This window comes from Streptomyces sp. 5-10 (assembly GCF_014712245.1).
In the GTDB taxonomy this organism is placed as follows: Bacteria; Actinomycetota; Actinomycetes; order Streptomycetales; family Streptomycetaceae; genus Streptomyces; species Streptomyces violaceusniger.
Map to the genome: position 1 here is coordinate 24,304 of NZ_JACVYG010000011.1, position 18,014 is coordinate 42,317.

The window sequence follows — 18,014 nt, forward strand, 5'->3', positions numbered from 1 at the left end:
CTCACCCCCGCCCCTACGTTTCTCCTCCCTCCGCGCCCCCGGTGGGGGGGATCCGGGGGTGGCAGGCGTGCGGCTGCCGCGCGCTCCGCAGCAGCCCACCGCTCGCGGCCACGCACCGCGCGAGAGCTGGTCCTCAGCGCACGGGACGGCTCACCGTTCTACCGGCTGGAGGCGTATGGCGGCCTCCTACGCGGAGGACGTCCGTTCCCAGTTCACCCGGGACTACGACTACGAGAACGTGACCGTTCCTCAAGGCTGAGCGGCGGTGAGTCCTGTTGCCAGGACCTGTGCTCAGCCGGACGCCCCGAACGGTGTTGGGCGTCCTGGTTCCTCGCGTTCTCGCCGCACCCGGCGTCAGCGCATCGTGTGCGTGCTCCGGGGATGCGGGGGCGGGGTCCCTCACGCCCTGGGGTACCCCCGTCGGCCTGGACGGTCCGATGCCCCGCACGATCGCTCTGGTCATGCGGGGGCGGTGCCGTCCGTCGCCGGATCGGGTGCCCCAGGGCGCGCCTGCCGATCGCCACTGCTGCCGCGTGGTGGCGAGTGGTCTTCCGGTTCTTGCTGGTGAGGGGCTTTTGCCAGTGCTGGGCGCCCCACCGTGAGGTGTAGGCCGGGTCCACGGCGACGACCGTGATACCAAGCTCGGCTGCCATCGATACGAGACGTGCCCGCAGCTTGGAGGTGGGCATGCCGGAGATCAGCTTGCGGAACGGCTTCTTGTGGCCGTGCTTCTCGCGGGTCTTCTCCGCTGCGAAATCAAGATCTTCAATCGCGATGGACATCCTGCGCCGTGCGGCCCAGTGCAGGAGGCGGATGATCGCGTGCCGGACCTGAGCGTCGCGGTGGTCCGCGCTGCCGGACAAGTCGTAGCCGAACCGGCGGGGCTGGCCGACCGGGTTGCCGTGCTCGTCCAGTCGCCAGGCCGCCAGGTGGTCGGCGTTGGTGTCCACGCCGATCAGCCCGCCGGCGCGGGCCGTCTCCAGCGGAACTGTCTGGATCGGCGGGATTGTCCACGACGCCGTCAGGTACCAGCGTCGGCGAATGGCATCTTCGTGGATGCGGTAGGCCACGGCCCGGTTCGCCCCGACGCGATCGCGCCACTGCTCGCCCCGGTGCGGAAATGACACTCTCGCGGCCAGCACGTACCGGCCCCCTGGCCTGTTCGCCAGCCCGGCCAGCGGCGCCGGAAGCTTGATGCTCACCTCACCGTCCGGGCTGACAGGGATTGTCTCGTTCCCATACCGCTTGCCGGACTCGCCGTTGGCCTGGAGGAACCAGCGCTCGGCCTCCCAACGCACGCGCCACTGGGCCTCGGTCAGTTGGGCGGCTTGGAGATTGTGCCGGTTGCGCAGTAGCTTCCTTCCGCCACGCACTACTCGCACGCGTCCGGTCTCACGGTCGACCCGCTCACGCTCCAGCCGGTCTTGGAGCAGGTGCAGGCGGCGGGACTTGGCGAACCACTCCTGCCGGGAGCGGTACCACCCGGCGAGCCCTTGGACCCCTTTGCCCCGACCGGCAGCGACAGTCGACGAACGATCATGTCGATACCCCTCTGGAGGGACTGGATATGGGCAAGCTGGCAACGCCGGGCCAGTGCCCACTGATCGTGCGTCGCCTTCGTGATGCTGCCCGCCCACCGCGACGACGACCGTCCGGTCAAGGCACGCTTGCGCTCCGCCCACTGGTCGCTGTCGTGGTCGAGCCCGGCCGCAGCGCGGGCCTTGAGGTCTTTCCCCGCGAGTGAGCCGAGCAGGTCACCGACCACGCGGAGAACCTTCTCATCCTCGGCTGTCAGTTCTTTGAGCCGGTCGCGGACCGCCACGCCCGAAGGCCCGAGAGCGACGAACGGCGGATCGATCGTGCGCAGCCGGGAGTCAACCATGCTCGGCGGCCTCCAGCGCCTTCCGAGCGCGGTCTCTGGCTGAGCGTCGACCGTACAAGCGAGCACAGAAGGAGGTCAGAACCTTCACCATGTCGCGTACGAGGTCATCATCGACGTCATCGGACTCGCCATCGTCGAGCGCCACCAGACGCCGCCCGCCGGCGGACAATGCGGCCTCAACGAGTTCGACGTTCACGCGGCCGAGCCGGTCTTTGTGCTCCACCACCAGACAGGTCACGACAGGATCGGCCAGCAGCCGCTTCGCTTTCGACCGGGAACCGTTCATGCCGGAGCCGATCTCCGACTCCACACGGACGACGTGGTGACCAGCCGTCGCAGCCCAACGGGTCAGCCGGGCGACCTGACGATCCAGATCAGCCTTCTGATCACGGGAAGAGACGCGGGCGTACAGACCGATCCCATCGGTCACCTCTGGTGTGGTAGCGGCCTCGATATTCACCAGGATCGTGCGTGGACCGACCCGCTGAGCCGGTACCGGCAGTGTCCCCTCACGGAACCAGCGATACGCGGTCTGCGGATGCACGCCCTGCGTCTTCGCCCATTCCGTCAGATTCACGCTCTGACAACGACACTCACTCGTACATGGTTACGCTCATTTACCCGACTTCGGTCGAAGGCCAGCAGATGAAGACCTCCGCCGAACGGCTCGCCGGGCGGCTGTGCAATGGCGCCCGCTGGGCCGGGGCCACCTGCCCACGCGAGCCGAGTCCGTCCTCATACCTGATCCGTGCTGACGATGCCGACGGGAAGCCCACCGCCCCGACCTTGCCCGAGGCTGAATCAACGGCCGGACCGGTGGCGGCGCCGTCATCCCTTGACGGCGCCGCCCAGGGCGAAGCCGCCGCCGAGGCGGCGGGAGATCAGGACGTAGAGCAGGAGCACGGGCGTGGAGTAGAGGATCGAGAAGGCGGCCAGCTGGCCGTAGACCACCTGGCCGTAGTTGCCGAAGAAGGTGAAGATCGAGACGGACGCGGGGAGTTGTTCGGGGGAGAGCAGGAGCATGAAGGGGACGAAGAAGTTGCCCCACATCATGATGAAGCTGTAGATCATGACGACCGTGATGCCCGGGCCCATCAGCGGCAGGATCACCCGGGTCAGGCTCTGCAGCCAGGACGCGCCGTCGGTCCACGCCGCCTCCTCCAGGATCACCGGCACGCCGTCCATGAAGTTCTTCATCAGCCAGATGGCGAACGGGAGTTGGGAGGCGGCGAGGAAGAGGGCCGTGCCGGACATGGTGTCGATGAGGTCCACCTGGACGAAGAGTCCGTAGACCGGAACCATGATCGCGGTGATCGGCAGACAGGTGGTGAAGAGCACCGTCAGCAGGTACGGGCGCACGACGCGGGAGCGGAAGCGGGAGAGGGGGTAGGCGGCGAGGGCCGCGCAGGCGACGGTCAGGATGGTGGCGCCGCCGCACAGGAGCAGGCTGTTGAGCATCGGTGTGAAGGTGATCTCGTCCGTCCACACCGCCGAGAAGTTGTCCAGCGTGGGCGAGCCGGGCGCCGAGACCCGCAGGGTGGCATCGTTGTCGATGGAGGCCAGGACCAGCCAGGCGAGCGGGAGCAGGAACGCGGCGGCGACGACCAGCAGCGCGGCGTCGGCGGCCAGCCGGCGGCGCAGCCGAGGGGACCAGCGGGGGCCGCCGGTACGGCTCTTGGCGGAGCGGGGCCAGGGGCGGGCGGGGCGGGCGGAGAGCGCGGACAACCTCGGACCTCCTCGCGCGCTTGCGAGCGCAGTCGATCAGCGTCCGTCCATGAAACCGGTTGCCACGCGCGTTGGGGAAGACGCGTGCGCGGGTCATACCCGCCTTACGGCGTCTGCGGGGCGATCGTCACCGGCTGGTCGTTCCGCAGCTGGTCGAAGAGGCGCCGCGCCTGCGTCACGTCCCACTGCACCGCGCTGCCCTTGGAGGTGCGGAGGTTGGTGTTGGACACCGGGACGTTGAGCTGCTTGCCGTTGCCCGAGGTGACGCCCTTCACCGCCTCGAACAGGGACATCAGGGTCGGCAGGCCCATGTCCTTGTCCACGATGAGCGTGTCCAGACCCGCGCGCACGGTCGGGAAGGCGGCGAACGGGTTGGCCAAAACGCCCGGGGTGGCGGCCTTTTTGGCGAGCGCCGCCAGGAACTTCTGCTGGTTCTGGGTGCGGCCCAGGTCGCCCTTGGCCTCCTGCTTGCGCTGGCGGACGAACGCGAGCGCCTTCGCGCCGTCGAGGGTGTGGCAGCCCTTCGTCAGGTCCAGCCCGGACTTGGGGTCCTTGATGTCCCGGTCCACGCACATCCGCACCCCGCCGACCGCGTCCACGACGTCCACGAACCCGGCGAAGCCGATCTCCGCGTAGTGGTCGATGCGCAGCCCCGTGTTGCGTTCGATGGTCGAGACGAGCAGATCGGGGCCGCCCATCGAATAGGCCGCGTTCAGCTTGTTCTGGGACGGGTTGTAGCGCCTGCCGGTCTCGGGGCGGACGAAACCGGGGATGTTCACCCAGGAGTCACGGGGCAGGCTCATCATCGTGGAACCGTGGGCGCCGGTGTGCAGCACCATCATCGAGTCGGTGCGGCGGCCCTCGGCCGAGCCGGTGCGCAGGTTCTTCCTGGCCTCCTCGGAAAGGCCCTCCCGGCTGTCGGAGCCCACGATGAGGTAGTTGGTGCCCTTGCCGGGCGGTGGGCGGTCCGGTGCCCTGCCGAGGTCGACCTCGCGGTTGAGCTGGGTGTCGGCCCAGACGTAGGCGCTGCCGGAGGCGAGGAGCAGCGCGGAGACCGCCACGATGGCCAGCCGGACGATCCGGCGGCGCCGGCTGAGCGGTTCCTTGGGGGCGCGGCGCCGGACGGTGGGGGTGGGCACGGGGGGAGGTACGGGCTCGGGTGAGGGTACGGGGTCGGGGGTGCGGGTCTCGTCGCCCGTGCGGTAGGGGGCCGGTTTGCTGGGCACGCCGGGGGACGCGGGGACACCCGGTGGCGCGGAGGGCCCCTGCGCGAAGAGGCCCCGGGGCCCCTGCGCGGGCATGCCCTGGGCCCCCTGCGCGGAGAGGTCCTGAGCCCCCTGCACGGGGATGCTCTGCGTGTCCGCCGTGGAGATCTCCCAGGCCCGCGCCGACGGCCGGTCCCCGGCGGCCCACCCGTCCAACCGATCGTTCATGGGCGGCAGTCTGCCGAGCGGCCGGAGGCGCCCGCCGTCCGTTCATAGAGGTATGACAACTTCGGCGCCGCGTTGAACGCGGAACCGGTCGCCGTACGTCACCCGCCTTGCGCCACCCCGCCTTGCGCCACCCCGCCGTACGCCATCCTGCCGTAGGTCATCCCGCGCTACGTCACACCGCCCTCGTCACCCCGCCCCACGTCACCTCGGTGTCAGGCTCCGGTGCGCGGCCGCCTCGCCGAGCGCCTGCGCGGCCGTCCCGGAGCGCTGGATGCGGTGCCACCGCAGCCGCGTCCCGAGCAGGAGGGCGACCACGGACTGGATGACCACCAGATACATCAGCTGCCGGTAGACGAAGAGCTGGAACGGCAGGGACCACAGCGCCCGCATCCGCTCCCCGTCCAGCCGCAGCGCGTACCCGGCGCAGACCATCTGGATGGCGAGGTAGCCGAACCACACCCCGGCCGCCTGAGCGGGGTCGAGGAAGAGGGCGCCGTACAGGGCGAAGAGGTCGATCACCGGCGCCAGCAGCGGCAGCAGCACCTGGAAGAGCGTGAGGTAGCTGAGCCCCCGGCGGCCGAACCGCCCCACCGAGCCCAGCGAGATCACCGCGCGGCGGTGCTTCCACATGGCCTGGAGCGTGCCGTACCCCCAGCGGTACCGCTGCCGCCACAGCTGGCGCAGCGAGGTGGGCACCTCGGTCCAGGCGACGGCGGTCTCCTCGTACACCACCCGCCAGCCCGCCCGCCACAGCGCCATGGTGAGGTCGGTGTCCTCGGCGAGGGTGTCCTCGCTGACCCCGCCGACGCCCATCACCGCGTCCCGCCGGAAGGCCCCGATGGCGCCGGGCACGGTCGGCATGCACTCCAGCACCTCGAACATCCGGCGGTCGAGGTTGAACCCGAAGACGTACTCCAGGTGCTGCCACCTGCCCAGCAGACTGCGCCGGTTGCCCACCTTGGTATTGCCGCTGACCGCGCCGATGGCCGGGTGGGCGAGCGGCTGGATGAGCTGGTGGATGGCGTCCGGTTCGAAGACCGTGTCGGCGTCGACCATCACCACGATGTCGTGCTTGGTGTGCACGAGACCGGTGTTGAGGGCGGCCGCCTTGCCCGCGTTGGGCTGCCGGACCACCAGCACCCGGCGGTCGTTGACGCTCGCGGCGATATCGGCGGTACGGTCCGTCGAGCCGTCGTCGATCACGATCACTTGCAGCCGCTGATGGGTGGAGGCGAGCAGCGAGCGGATGGTGGCCTCGATGCCCGCCTCCTCGTTGTACGCGGGGATCAGCACCGTCACCGGCTCGTTGACCTGCTTCCCGGGCCGGAAGCGGGTGAGCCGCCGGACATGGGTGCGGGCGAACACCACCAGCATCAGCAGCCGCAGCACCCCCAGCGCCCCCGCGATCCCCAGCACCCACGTCATGGTGGACACGAAGCCCCGGCCGATGGCCGCGACCCAGATCAGCGCCTTGCCCTCCCAGCGCTCCAGGCCGGAGACCGGGACGTCGACCGGGGGCACGCCGAGCCCGCCGGTCACGGTGGTGAACTTCTTGGCGCGCGGGTCCTTGAGCAGCTTCTCCGTCTCCTGGTACGCGGTGTCCGTCTGGCTGAACTGCCGGACCAGCCCCTGCGAGGGCTTCTTGCCCGACCGGTCGGCGGCCACCAGCGCGTAGCCCTCGGCGGCCACGCGCCGCGCCGCCTGCCACTCGTCGCCGCACAGCGTGTCCACATCGGTGGTCAGCGGCAGCCGCAGCAGCCTCGGCTGGACCCCCACGGAGCCCGCCAGCGCCGACTCGGTCAGGGACAGCTCCATCCGGGAGCGGCTGGAGGACGCCGTGCCCATGTCGGCGCCGGTGTAGGTGTTCGACCCGATCTCATGGCCCTCGGCGCGGATCCGGCGTACGAGGTCGGGGTACTGGGCCGCCTTGGCGCCGGAGACGAAGAACGTGGCCCGCGCGTCGTACCGGCGCAACAGGTCCAGCAGGCGCGGCGTCTGGACGGGGTCGGGCCCGCCGTCGTAGGTCAGCGCCACCGTCCCGGCGGGCATGCCCACGGTCCGCACCCGCCCCCCGTTGATCTGCACCACCGGCCCGCCGTCGGCCAGCGCCCGGGGCACCGGGCTGGTGCACGGCCGCCGCGTCTTCGCCGCGTCGACCTCGTGGTTGGTCCAGCCCTGGAACATCAGCAGGCCGAACATGACGGGAAGGACGAGCATCAGGAGCAGCCAGTGCGCGCGCGGATCACGGGCCGCCTTGTGTCGACCTCCCCGGGACAGGTGGTGTGGTTCCTGGCGTTTCTTCGACCGGTTGCCCTCAAACATGGTTGGTCGCACCGTAGTTGTCGGGCGCGCGGCGGATCCGGTGAAGCAGCGTGAATGGATAAGAATTCCCGGGACGCTCCCCGCCGCGTGGCCGGATCGCGTAGTGGGCACGCGGAAGGCCCGCCTCCGCGGGGCGGCTCTGCTTGACTGCCGCGTATGACCTCTCCCGTTCCCTCCGTCTTCGAGACCTCCAGGCCCGCGTCCGCCGACTACCTCACCCGTCTCGCCGCGAGCGACGCCGGACGCGACTACAAGGGGCGGATGCTGGACGCCCTCGAGCTTCGGGCAGGGCTGACCGTCCTCGACGCGGGCTGCGGACCCGGCGCCGATCTCCCGGCCCTCGCCGAGGCGGTGGCCCCCGGCGGTACGGTCATCGGGGTCGACCGCGACCAGGAGATGCTGGACGCGGCGGCGGCGCGCGGCGCCGCGCGTTCGTGCGTCGAGCTGCGGCGGGGCGATGTCCACGCCCTCCCGTTGGACGACGCCGCGGTGGACCGCGCCCGCACCGACCGGGTGCTACAGCATGTGGACGACCCGGCCCGTGCGCTCGCCGAGTTCCACCGGGTCCTGCGGCCTGGCGGGCGGCTGGTGATGGCCGAGCCCGACTGGGACACCCTCGTCGTCGACCACCCCGACCCGGCGCTCTCCCGCGCCTACACCCGCCACATCACCGAGCGGGTGATCCGCAACGCCACCATCGGCCGCGAGCTCACCCGGCTCGCCACCGGTGCCGGGTTCCGGGTGCCGGAGGTCATCCCGGCCACTCAGGTCTTCCGCGATGTCCGCGCGGCGGACCGGGTCTTCGGATTCGAGCGCACCACCCGCCGTGCCGTCGAGGCGGGCTACCTCGCCGAGGACCAGGCTGCCGAGTGGCTGCACCACCTCGCCGACGGCCCGTTCTTCGCCTCGGCGACGCTGTACGTGGTGGTGGCGGAGGCGTAGCCGGGCGGCCTCAGACGGGCCGGAACCAGGTGCCCAGGGCCTCGTGCAGACCGTCGTTCGTGGTGCCCTGCCAGGCGATGTAGCAGTCGGGGCGGAGCAGGAGGGCGGTGTCGAGGCCGGGGACGGTCGCGGTGTCGACGTGGGGTGACCAGGGGCCCGGGTCGAGGGTGCCGGTGGGGTCCAGGAGGAGGGGGCGAGCGGTGCGGGTCAGGTCGGGCAGGCCCGGGAGGTCCGGGGCCCAGTGGCCGACGAGGGGGCCGGTGGCCGGTCCCATGGCGTAGGTGATGTCCGCGCCGGAGAGCAACCCCGCGAGGTGCCGCCGGGCCGTGGGCTGGTCCAGCAGCTCGCCGAACAGTTCGCGCAGCGCGGTCACATCGCCGCCCGGCCGGGTCAGCAGCGACTGCGCCTGGGTATGCATGGCGACCCGCCGCGCCGCCGGGTGCCGCTCCGACTCGTACGTGTCGAGCAGCCCCTCCGCCGCGTGGCCGCGCACCTCGGCGGCCAGCTTCCAGCCGAGGTTCACCGCGTCCTGCAGTCCCAGGTTGAGCCCCGGGCCGCCGATCGCCGAGTGCACATGGGCGGCGTCGCCGAGCAGCAGGACGCGGCCCGCGCGGTATCGCTCGGCGATCCGGGTGTTACCGCCGAAGAGCCGCCGCATCAGATGCGGTTCCGGACCGGTCGGCGGGCCGACGGCGATGTCCGCGCCGAGCACCCGGCGGGCGCTGGCCCGCAGCTCGTCCAGCGACGCCTCGCCCTCGGCCGGCTGCCCCCATTCCACGGTGCTCAAGCTCGGGTCACGGCCCGGGAACGGCGCCCAGGTGATCAGCCCGTGCTCGGTCCGCAGATGCTGGAACGGCGGTATGACGCCGAAACCGGGCACGGTCAGGCCGCCGTCGGCACCGATGGCGTCCGGGGCCACGTTCACCTGCGCGGTGCGCGACACCGAGTCGTCCGTCGTCACGCCGGGGAACGCGATCCCGGCGAGCTTGCGGACCGCGCTGCGCCCGCCGTCGGCGCCGACCACGAACTCCGCCTCGATCGGGTCCCGTTCGCGCAGCTCGACCGTCACCGACTTCTCGCCCTGCGCCAGGCCGATGACCTCGTGGCCACGGCGGATGTCGACGCCCAGCTCCGCCGCGCGCTCGGCGAGCATGCCCTCGATCCGGCGCTGCGGCACCATGAGCGTGTACAGCGGGTTGTCCGGCAGATCGCTCAGATCGAGCGGGAACGCGCCGAACGTGAAGCGGGGCGCCGGTTCGGGTGTGGTGTGGGGCGCGGTCAGCCGCTCGTACAGCCCGCGCCGGTCGAGCAGACGCACGACCTGGCCCACGAGGCCGTTGGCGCGTTGAGCGTCGTGGGGTTCGGTGAGTCGTTCCAGGACGACCGGACGCACACCGGCCAGGGCGAGTTCGCAGGCGAGCATCAGGCCGTTGGGCCCCGCGCCTGCGATGACGACCTCGATCATGGATTCCCTTTCCGGGCAGGTTGGTTGAGGGCTCTACGGGGTGGACAGCCCCGCCGCGAACCGGGCGAGGGCGTCCGTGAGCAGGCGGCTCACCGGCACGGCCGCGTCGGTGCGGAGATGGTGGGCGATGGCGGTGTTGACCGCGCCCATGACCGCCGCGGCGACGAGGTGCGGGTACAGGTCCCGCTCCAGGTCACTGCCGGTACGTTCCGCGACGGCCGCCGCGATCTCGGCCTCGGCGGTGGCCCCGGCCCGCGACATCTCGCCCCGCAGGGCCGGCTCGGCGACCATCACCCGCACGCCCTCCGCCCACCGCTCCGCGTCGGCGACGGGCGGATGGGCGACCGCCTCCGCGTCCGGCGCGAACTGCCGCAGTACGGACTCGGTGATCGCGTCCCACAGCGGCTCGCCCGGCCGTTCGCGCAACGCCTCCGCGACGCGCAGACAGCGGTCGAGGTGGCGGAAGACGATCGCCTCGGCCTTGCTCGAGAAGTAGTTGTTGAACGTGCGCGGCGAGACCCCGGCGGCCTCGGCGATGTCCTCCACCCTGACCTTGTCGAACCCACGCTCCACGGTCAGCCGCACCGCGGCCCAGCTGAGCGCGGCATGCGTCTGGGCCTTCTTCCGCTCTCGCAGTCCCATGCGGGGAGCGTAGCAAAACTTGCGTGCCCCGCAAATGTGCGGACCCCGCAAGTTTTAGGGTTCGAGAGGCCAGCGATGTCGTCCGTCCGGAACGTGCCACGCGAAGTGGTGACCGTCGGCTTCGCGGGCATAGCCGAAACGGTCCTGAGCGGGGCGGTCGTGGTCGTTCCACCACCGCCAGGCGGCCTCCGCCCGCCGCCACAGGTCGGCGCTCCCGCCGTACGTGACGGTGGTGGTGTGTTCATCGGCGATCGGCGCGCGTGCCCATGTGCCGTCGCGCCCCTGGAGCTGGAGCGACATGGCCCCCGTGTCGTCGTCCATGTGATAGACCAGCTCGGCGCCGGGAAGGTGGAAGGCGAGCAGCAGCCGGAAGGCGTAGTGCGCCCGGATGTCGGCAGCGGTGAGCGAGGTGGAACGGGACCCGCCTTGCGGTGCGTAAGGCGCCCACCCGGGGTGCCGGTAGGCATGCGCGTCACTGCGGGCGGCCATGAACCGGCCGGTTGTGGTGGTGAAGTGGCCCACGGCACGTCCGTCTTCGTCCACGGTCAGGCGGACCAGGCCACCTTCGATGCCCAGGGACACGTCGGCGAGGATCGCGCCGCCGGGTCGCGTCTGCTCGATCCAGGCAGCCGGGATACGGGGGACCGAGCAGGTCGCGATGGTCCGGTCGAACGGTGCCGGGTGCCCCGGGAAGCCCTGTTGCCCGTCTCCGTCGGCGAGGTGCGGCCGGTACCCCACGGAGGCGAGCCGGCCACGGGCGGCTTCCACGAGCTCGGGGGAGACATCGACGGAGTACACAAGGCGATCGCCCAGCCGGGCGCACAAGAGTGCGGCGTTGTACCCCGTGCCGGTGCCGACTTCCAGCACTCGGTGGCCGTCCGCCACGTCCAGGTCCTCCAGCATCTGTGCCATGAGGCTGGGCAGTGTGCTGGAAGATGTCGGAATACCGGTCCACGCCCGCTCGCCGACGCGTTCGGCGGTGTCGGGGTCGAGTGCCGTGACGAGGGTCTGGTCGCTGTAGACGGCGGCTTCCCAGGCGTCACGGTCCACCGCGGCATCACGGTCCGCCGTGTCATGCCGGCGCCATACGGTGATACCCCTGCTGTCGGCCTCCTGCCCGTACCACTCGGGCACGAAGACATGGCGCGGCACTTTGGCGAACGCCTCGGCCCAGACGGCCGAACGGATCGCTCCCGCCCGCTGCAAGTCGTCGACCAGGGAGCGCAGTCGTGGCGGCGGGCCGTCGAAGCGGGGGACACTCACGTGGGTACTCCTTGCAGTTCATCGGCGATGGCTTCGGCGATGGGCAGACCTGTGGCGCCTTGAATCCAGTCCCATTGACCGCAGGGATTAGCCTCCAGGAACGTCCATGCTCCCGATGGCGAGACGACGAAATCGAGGGCGGCGAAACGAAGGCCCAGACGGCCCATCAGGCGGCGCACCCCCTCGGCGACGTCCGCGGGCGTGTCCGTCCGGCGATAGGTGAGGGAGCCGTAGTCGCTGCGCCAGTCCTCATGTCCTCGGGAGCTCCGGGCATGGACTTCTGCCGCGAGCAGACGGTCGCCCGCGGTGGCGAGCCGGACCTCGTACGCCTTCTCGATCCAGGCCTGAAAGAGGTGGGCGGTGGTGTCGATGCCGCGTAGATCGACCAGGTCGTGCGGGGAGAGGCGCCGGGTGTAGACGGTCTTGAGTTCATTTCCCTCGATGAATACCGGTGAGGCTACGGGTTTGCAGATGATCGGGCTCGGGATGTCCTCGGCGAATGCCCTGACGGCATCGGGATCGTTCGTCACGAGGGTCGCGGGGATGGCGAGGCCGCACTCACGGGCTGTCGCGAGCTGGATTGGTTTGTACTCGGCGCGCGTCATCGCCGCCGGGTGGTTGACCCACCGGGCGTCAAGCGCCGAGATCACTCCGCCGAACCCCGCGCGTGCCTGCGCCGCGGCGAACCGTCGTTCGGCCTCGGACATTCCGTCCGCGAGGCGGAACTGATGGGGGGCGCGGAAGTAGACGGCCTCGATGTCCGAGAGTTCGACAGCCCGGTGGGAGTTGGCGAGTTTGCCGCACCATCCTCGTCGGGTGTCGATGCGCCCAGCGAGGATGGCCCGCTGCGGAAAGTCCGCAGTGTCCATCCGGAATACCCGCACCCCTCGATTGGTGAGTACGTTCACGACGCGGTCCGTCGGCCAGTCGTCGCAGGCGGCGATCACGAGGATGGTGGGCATGCCCTCAATCCTTCGGACCCTCGTCGAGGGGCGGCGGATTGGTCATGTTGCCGTCGGGGACGGTGGGGCTGTGAGTCGTCATGTACGGCAGCGGGCCGTCGTAGAGGCCGACCGACATCTGCGATCCCTCGTCGTAGACAGCCGCTGGCAACTCGATCGCCTGTGTCGAGTCGGGCACACGGGCGAAACGAAGGATCCATGGGCGCGTGGTGGAGCCCGAGGGCCCCTCGTCGCTCTGCGGAATCCGCTCGCCAGGGGGCAGGAGCGGAAACGCCTCACGTGGATGCGCGAACGTGGTCACTGCTTGCTGTCCTCTTCCTCGCGATGGTCGAAGCGGCAGGAACCAGTGTGGTCCCATTCGCCTTGGTTACGGCTCGTTTGTGTGTCCAGCTCGGCCCAGATCTCCTTGCCGACGGTGCGTTCGCGGACGCCCCAGCGGTCCGCGAGGGCGCGGACGATGAGCAGGCCGCGGCCGTGCTTGTCGCGGGGCGAGGGGTGGCGGGGCCGGGGGAGCCGTTCGCCCCGGGGGTCGGATACGGCGATCCGCAGGCGGGTTTTGGTGAGCGTGAGCTCGACGCGGAAGAGCCGCCCGGGTACGTGTCCGTGACGCATGGCGTTGGTGGCCAGCTCGGAGACGATGAGCGCCGTGTCGTCGGCGAGCGCGGGGTGCCCCCACTCGGAGATCAGTCGGGTGGCGTGCTGGCGGGCCCTGGTCACGCTTATCGGTGTCGGGACGTAGTCGACGCGGCCCTCGTTGATGATGGGGTCGCTGGGGTCCGGGATCCGGGGGTCTTGGGGCGCGAATGCCATCGCGTACCTCCAGTGGGCAGGGCAGGGCGGAGTCCGTCCGCCAACTGACGTCCCTGTGCGAGCGGTTCATTACGGACCGTAGCCCCGTGATAGTGATCGGTTCAACTCCACTGAGGAAAATTCAACCGATCTCGATTGCGAGGCGCCCCGCTACGCTCCAGACTGGCGTCACATCACGGAGGAGAGGTATGCAGTGACAGAAGGTCAGTCCACCCAAGGGAACAGCACATCCAGCGTCTTGGGGAGGAGACTGGGCGCCGAGCTGATGAGCCTCCGGACCAGGGCGGGCCTGACGCAGACGCACGCGGCGAAGGCGCTCAGCGCTTCGACGGGCAAGGTCGCGAAGATGGAGGGCGGGTGGGTTCCCATCCGGGACCCGGACATCCGCGCCCTGTGCATGCTGTACGGCGCCAGCGATCCTGCGACTGTCGGCGGGCTGCTGGAACTGGCGCGTATCGACCGCGAACGCCGGAAGGCGAAGGGCTGGTGGAACGAGGCCGCGTTCACCGGCACCATGAAGGAGTACGTGCCGCTGGAGAATGCCGCCACTGCGATCAAGGCGTGGCAGGTTTCCTTCATTCCGGGCCTGCTCCAGACCGTTGGCTACGCCCGATCGGTGCGCCGAGCGACCGTGCCGGAAGAGCATCCGGACCGAGTGGAGGAGTTCGCCGCCTCCAGAGCCGCGCGGCAACGCAGGCTTTCAGGTGAGTCGCCACTCTCCCTCTGGGCCATCATTCCGGAGGCGGCACTGCGCATTCCCGGGGCCGAGCCCGCGATGGCGCGTGAGCAGTTGTCGAGCCTCCTCGACTGGGGAGAGCGGCCGAATGTCACCATCCAGGTACTCCCGTTCAGCGCCGGACTCGTCGCGAGTCTCACCGGCTCTTTCAACATCCTCTCGTTCGCGGAGCCCGGGGCCATGGACGTGGTCTACATGGAGCTGCCGCTCTCCGAAACGTGGGTGGAGGGTGGCGAAGGAGTCGCCCAACACGCAAAGCTGTTCGAGGAGACCGCGAGGATGGCTCTCCCCGAAGCCGAGTCCCATGCCTTCATCGGGGCGCTGATCAAGAAACTGTGAGCTCATGATGACCTTCGACTTCCGCAAGTCGAGCTACAGCAACGGAGCGCAGGAGTGCGTCGAGGTGGCCACGAACGTGCCCCACGTCGTGGCGGTACGCGACTCCAAGGACCCGGAGGGTCGAATACTCCGCTGCGCCCCCACCGCGTGGGAGACCTTCACGGCGGCGGTGCGCCACGGGCTGGACGAAAAAAGTTCCGCGTCGGCGTAACGGATCGGGTGTCCATCGACCCATACCGGTCGTGTGCCGCGTTATCAGGATGCGGCCGTCCGATCGCGAGGCGATGTGATGATCGATCCCTTGTTTCTTCCGGTGCTCGGCGCGGGCTTGTCCCTGGTGGTCCACCTGGGCGCTGCCGCCGCCGAGGTGTGGGTGTTGCGCGGGCGCGCCCGGCTGACCGCGGCGGCCGCCAGGGCGCCGGAAGGGGTTGAGCTGGGAGGGCGCGGGCGGGACGGCGCGACGTGGTACGTGCGGACGGCCCGGACGGAGGGCGGCGGGCGTGCGCGATGAAGCTGCGGGCGGTAGCCCCTGGCCCGATGGCCTGACCGTGGCCGACCTGGACCGTGACAACGGGCGGTTTTGGAAGGTGGACCTTCGCGCCTACGCCGAGCGCCAACTGAGACAGCACGGCGTGCCGTCGGGCCGGCTGGACGCCGACGATGTGGTCCAGTCCGCTTGGCTGGAGCTCCACACCGCGAAAACGGAGATCCGGTGGGCCGATCGGTACGCGTACCGGGTCGCTTGGAACGCGATCCGCCGGGCCGCCCGGGAAGGCCGTCGGACCGCCTCGACGGCCCTGGCTTCCGATGACGTACCCGTGCTCGGCGAGGCGTACCCGACCGCGCATGAGCAGGAGTGGAACTCCCCGGTCGAGTATCGGGTGCTGCAACAGGAGACGGCGAGCGAGATCGCCGCGGCCAAGGAGCGGCTGACCCCTTTGCAGCGCGGCGCGGTCGAGGGAACGGTGGAGCACGGGTTGCCGCGCTCCGATGTCGCTGCCCAGATGCGGGTGCGGGTGGGGACGGTATCGGCACATCGGGCCCGCGGGCTGTCCAAGCTCCGTGCCGAGTTGGTGGGGCTCTTCCTGCTGTGGTTGTTCCTGCTCTCGTGTGCCGTGTCGTTCGCTCTGGTGCATCCTCCGGGCTCGTTGGCCAGTGGGGTGGGCGGCCTCCTGGTGTTGCTCGTCACCGGCGTCGGGAAGTTGGTCCACTCGCTGAAGCGGGAGGGCAGGCGGATCATGACGTACGGGGTGGAATGGCTGGCGGTCGCCGCGACCCTGGGCCTTACCGCGTGTGTCGTGGTCTTGATCGTCGTGAGCCGTTCCGCCGACGGCACCCCCGGATTGGACTACGCGTCGGGGGCCGAGCCGACGCTGAACCGGTCGGGCCTGGAGAACTGCTTGGTGAGCGGCTACCCGCGATGCCCTGGCAACCAGTGGTGGTGGTCCGTCTCGACCGACGAGCCGCTGAGAACCACGCTCGCCCTGGACGGGGCCGGTACGTCCCGGGCCCTGCGTGGCCAGCTGTGGCTGGACCCCTGCGGCCTCGATGACATCTCCGTACGGTGGTCCATCGCGGCGGGCCCCCGGCAGGTCGCCTCCGGCACCATGACCACCCACGGCGCTCTCGAATCCAGGACGCTGACGGGGAAGGTCCCGCGGCAGGCCCGGACCCTGGTCCTCACCGTGCGGCGCACCGACTCCGATTCCGACTGCCACGGTGTCTTCACCTGGGACAGGGCCGGGGTTGAGGCGACGAGACGCTGACTGAGACTCACTCGACGGCGCGGCGGTGCGGGCCGGGTTCACACCCGCTGGTAGCGCTTCGGCGGGCCCACGCGGCCCGCCGTGCCGCCAACCGGCCGAGACGGCACATCAGGGGATCGCGGCCTCGATGTCGGCGAGTTGGGCGGCCAGGATCTCTTCGAACGCGGCGCGGCGGTCCGCCCCGAGGGGACGGACGTCGCGGGCGAAGTGGGCCAGGGCGGGGAAGCGTTCGGGGTCGGCGCCCAGCACCGCGACGCGGAAGAGTTCCATGCCCTGTTCGTACTCGTCGGAGGTGAGGGTACTGATTCCTCCCTCGGAGGAGATCAGCGCGGCGACTGGGACGTGCTCCGGCATGTGGTTCAGCACGCCGCCCAGTGGGGCATCGACCCGGCGCGCACGGCCCTGTTCGGCGAGAGTTGTGGCGCGTTGATCAGCGCCCTGGCCGCCCTCCGGGCCAGAGAGGCGGGCCCGCGCCTTACCTCGCAGGTGCTGGTCAACCCCGCTGTCGATGTGACCGAGACGATGCTCGACCACCCCTCGATCGCCGAGCACGCCCACACCCCCACCCTCACCGTGCCGCAACTGCGGCTGTTCCAGCGGCTCGCGGTGCCACCCGGAACCGACCCTCGCACGCTGTCGCCGCTGTACGCCGACACCCTGAGCGGGCTGGCCCCAGCGCTCGTGGTGGTGCCGACCCACGACCCGATCGCCGACCACGGCCGCCGCTACACCGAACGCCTGCGAGCGGCCGGAACGCCCGCGCGGCTGGCCGAATACCCCGGAGCGGGGCACGCGTTCCTCAGCTTGCCGGGCGTGGTGCCGCAGGCCGAGGCCGCGCGGAGGGAGATCCTTGCGTTTCTCCGGGCCTCCCTCGCCGCATGAGGAGAAAGACCGGGCGCTTGTCCCAGGCCCGGACCACCACGTGCCAGGACCACCACGGACCAAGGAGGCAGACACAGTGAAGCGCGTCGGCATCATCGGAGTGGGCGAGATCGGCCGGGCCATCGTGATGGGCCTGCGTCAGGGGGGCGGTGAGTCGCCGGAGGTGTTCCTCTCCCCTCGGGGAGCCCACACCGCCGCCGAACTGTCCGGGCGCTACGAGGGCGTACGGGTATGCGCCGACAACCAGGAGGTGGTGGACCGCTCCGAGCTGGTGATCATTGCCGTACGCCGCCAGGACCGGCACGCCGCTCTGGCCGGGTTGACGGTGGATGATGACAAGGTCGTGGTCAACGTGATGGCCGGCGTGGGCAACGACGAACTGCGCCGAACACTCGCCACCGACGCTCCGCTGATCCGGGCCATCCCCCTGCCCGCCATACGCGAACGCCGCTCCATCACGGTGACGTATCCCTCGCACCCGGAGGTGAACTCCTTCTTCGAGCGGATGGGTGGGGCGCTCCCCGTCGCCGAGGAGACCGCCTTCAACGTCCTCTCCACGCTGACGGGGACGCTGACCGCCCACTACGCCTATCTCGCCACGCTCACCTCGTGGGCCACCGGCCAGGGCATCGCCTCCGACACCGCCGACCGTTACGTCCGCGACCTCTTCCAGGGCGTCGCCCGCGCCCTGAGCGACGGGACCCGCTCTCTGCACCAACTCGCGGCCGACCACGAGACCCCGAACGGAAGCAACGAACGCATCCGCACCACCTGGTTCGACCCGGCCAACTCCGAAGCCCTCGAGAAGGCCCTCGACGACCTCCTCGCCGATCTGCGGTAGCCGG

16 protein-coding genes and 3 pseudogenes are annotated in these 18,014 nt (G+C 70.3%); 7 read left to right on the forward strand and 12 right to left on the reverse strand.

From position 1 onward, the window contains the following. Positions 1-212 precede the first annotated feature (212 nt). From IEJ02_RS15720 to IEJ02_RS15740, 5 genes and pseudogenes are all read right to left on the reverse strand, one after another. Positions 213-1,882: pseudogene (locus IEJ02_RS15720) on the reverse strand (nuclease/transposase family protein). Beyond that, complete coding sequence (locus tag IEJ02_RS15725) at positions 1,875-2,459, reverse strand: IS607 family transposase (RefSeq protein WP_191065460.1); 585 nt, start codon at positions 2,457-2,459, stop codon at positions 1,875-1,877. Before IEJ02_RS15725 ends, IEJ02_RS15720 begins: the two are co-directional and overlap by 8 nt. 251 nt (positions 2,460-2,710) lie before the next feature. Beyond that, a complete protein-coding gene (locus IEJ02_RS15730; protein ID WP_370467051.1) occupies positions 2,711-3,607 on the reverse strand; it encodes a carbohydrate ABC transporter permease in 897 nt (298 codons plus the stop codon). Between the two features lie 104 nt (positions 3,608-3,711). Then, positions 3,712-5,040 (reverse strand): LCP family protein, encoded by a 1,329-nt coding sequence (locus tag IEJ02_RS15735; protein WP_191065461.1) that lies wholly within the window; start codon positions 5,038-5,040, stop codon positions 3,712-3,714. A 201-nt stretch (positions 5,041-5,241) separates the two neighbouring features. Next, positions 5,242-7,362 (reverse strand): bifunctional polysaccharide deacetylase/glycosyltransferase family 2 protein, encoded by a 2,121-nt coding sequence (locus IEJ02_RS15740; RefSeq protein ID WP_191065462.1) that lies wholly within the window; start codon positions 7,360-7,362, stop codon positions 5,242-5,244. A 156-nt stretch (positions 7,363-7,518) separates the two neighbouring features. On the opposite strand from IEJ02_RS15740, the gene IEJ02_RS15745 reads away from it, so the two are divergent. Then, entirely contained in the window at positions 7,519-8,304 is a 786-nt protein-coding gene (locus tag IEJ02_RS15745) for a methyltransferase domain-containing protein (protein WP_191065463.1), read from the forward strand. 10 nt (positions 8,305-8,314) lie between these two features. On the opposite strand, the gene IEJ02_RS15750 is transcribed toward IEJ02_RS15745, so the two are convergent. From IEJ02_RS15750 to IEJ02_RS15775, 6 genes are read right to left on the reverse strand one after another with little or no spacing between them, the layout of a single operon-like run. Next, complete coding sequence (locus IEJ02_RS15750) at positions 8,315-9,769, reverse strand: FAD-dependent monooxygenase (protein WP_191065464.1); 1,455 nt, start codon at positions 9,767-9,769, stop codon at positions 8,315-8,317. Positions 9,770-9,802: 33 nt separating this feature from the next. Further along, positions 9,803-10,411, reverse strand: coding sequence for an acyl-CoA-like ligand-binding transcription factor (locus tag IEJ02_RS15755; protein ID WP_191065465.1), 609 nt, complete (start codon positions 10,409-10,411; stop codon positions 9,803-9,805). Positions 10,412-10,465: 54 nt separating this feature from the next. Next, positions 10,466-11,674, reverse strand: coding sequence for a methyltransferase domain-containing protein (locus IEJ02_RS15760; RefSeq protein ID WP_317985806.1), 1,209 nt, complete (start codon positions 11,672-11,674; stop codon positions 10,466-10,468). Then, a complete protein-coding gene (tgmB, locus tag IEJ02_RS15765) occupies positions 11,671-12,636 on the reverse strand; it encodes an ATP-grasp ribosomal peptide maturase (protein ID WP_191065466.1) in 966 nt (321 codons plus the stop codon). Before tgmB ends, IEJ02_RS15760 begins: the two co-directional genes overlap by 4 nt. Before the next feature lie 4 nt (positions 12,637-12,640). Next, positions 12,641-12,937: a putative ATP-grasp-modified RiPP gene (gene tgmA / locus IEJ02_RS15770; RefSeq protein ID WP_191065467.1), complete on the reverse strand. Its 297-nt coding sequence runs from the start codon at positions 12,935-12,937 to the stop codon at positions 12,641-12,643. Next, positions 12,934-13,446 (reverse strand): ATP-binding protein, encoded by a 513-nt coding sequence (locus IEJ02_RS15775; protein WP_223863891.1) that lies wholly within the window; start codon positions 13,444-13,446, stop codon positions 12,934-12,936. Before IEJ02_RS15775 ends, tgmA begins: the two co-directional genes overlap by 4 nt. A 193-nt stretch (positions 13,447-13,639) precedes the next feature. Here IEJ02_RS15775 and IEJ02_RS15780 point away from each other — a divergent pair, with 193 nt between their 5' ends. The 4 genes from IEJ02_RS15780 (at position 13,640) to IEJ02_RS15795 (ending at position 16,287) form a co-directional block, all read left to right on the forward strand. Further along, positions 13,640-14,521 (forward strand): helix-turn-helix domain-containing protein, encoded by an 882-nt coding sequence (locus IEJ02_RS15780; RefSeq protein ID WP_191065468.1) that lies wholly within the window; start codon positions 13,640-13,642, stop codon positions 14,519-14,521. Positions 14,522-14,525: 4 nt separating this feature from the next. Continuing rightward, positions 14,526-14,732 carry a DUF397 domain-containing protein gene (locus IEJ02_RS15785; protein WP_191065469.1) on the forward strand — a complete coding sequence of 69 codons (207 nt, stop codon included), beginning with the start codon at positions 14,526-14,528 and terminating at the stop codon, positions 14,730-14,732. A gap of 78 nt (positions 14,733-14,810) precedes the next feature. Beyond that, complete coding sequence (locus tag IEJ02_RS15790) at positions 14,811-15,032, forward strand: hypothetical protein (RefSeq protein ID WP_191065470.1); 222 nt, start codon at positions 14,811-14,813, stop codon at positions 15,030-15,032. Beyond that, on the forward strand, positions 15,022-16,287 hold the full coding sequence (locus IEJ02_RS15795) for a sigma-70 family RNA polymerase sigma factor (RefSeq protein WP_191065471.1): 1,266 nt from the start codon (positions 15,022-15,024) through the stop codon (positions 16,285-16,287). Before IEJ02_RS15790 ends, IEJ02_RS15795 begins: the two co-directional genes overlap by 11 nt. A 108-nt stretch (positions 16,288-16,395) precedes the next feature. On the opposite strand, the pseudogene IEJ02_RS15800 reads toward IEJ02_RS15795, so the two are convergent. Further along, positions 16,396-16,623: pseudogene (locus IEJ02_RS15800) on the reverse strand (TetR/AcrR family transcriptional regulator); the annotation flags it as partial. On the opposite strand from IEJ02_RS15800, the pseudogene IEJ02_RS15805 reads away from it, so the two are divergent. Together IEJ02_RS15805 and IEJ02_RS15810 are read left to right on the forward strand one after the other, a co-directional pair. Further along, a pseudogene (locus IEJ02_RS15805) lies at positions 16,624-17,169 on the forward strand (alpha/beta hydrolase fold domain-containing protein); the annotation flags it as partial. 76 nt (positions 17,170-17,245) lie between these two features. Beyond that, complete coding sequence (locus IEJ02_RS15810; RefSeq protein ID WP_191065472.1) at positions 17,246-18,010, forward strand: NAD(P)-binding domain-containing protein; 765 nt, start codon at positions 17,246-17,248, stop codon at positions 18,008-18,010. Positions 18,011-18,014 lie beyond the last annotated feature (4 nt).

What these genes read in the sequence shown, in the direction of transcription:
- IEJ02_RS15745 (WP_191065463.1), top strand. Translation starts at nt 7,519, where the DNA reads ATGACCTCTCCCGTTCCCTCCGTCTTCGAGACCTCCAGGCCCGCGTCC.
- IEJ02_RS15785 (WP_191065469.1), top strand. Translation starts at nt 14,526, where the DNA reads ATGATGACCTTCGACTTCCGCAAGTCGAGCTACAGCAACGGAGCGCAG.
- IEJ02_RS15750 (WP_191065464.1), bottom strand. Translation starts at nt 9,769, where the DNA reads ATGATCGAGGTCGTCATCGCAGGCGCGGGGCCCAACGGCCTGATGCTC.
- IEJ02_RS15740 (WP_191065462.1), bottom strand. Translation starts at nt 7,362, where the DNA reads ATGTTTGAGGGCAACCGGTCGAAGAAACGCCAGGAACCACACCACCTG.
- tgmB (WP_191065466.1), bottom strand. Translation starts at nt 12,636, where the DNA reads ATGCCCACCATCCTCGTGATCGCCGCCTGCGACGACTGGCCGACGGAC.
- IEJ02_RS15735 (WP_191065461.1), bottom strand. Translation starts at nt 5,040, where the DNA reads ATGAACGATCGGTTGGACGGGTGGGCCGCCGGGGACCGGCCGTCGGCG.
- IEJ02_RS15775 (WP_223863891.1), bottom strand. Translation starts at nt 13,446, where the DNA reads ATGGCATTCGCGCCCCAAGACCCCCGGATCCCGGACCCCAGCGACCCC.
- IEJ02_RS15755 (WP_191065465.1), bottom strand. Translation starts at nt 10,411, where the DNA reads ATGGGACTGCGAGAGCGGAAGAAGGCCCAGACGCATGCCGCGCTCAGC.
- IEJ02_RS15790 (WP_191065470.1), top strand. Translation starts at nt 14,811, where the DNA reads ATGATCGATCCCTTGTTTCTTCCGGTGCTCGGCGCGGGCTTGTCCCTG.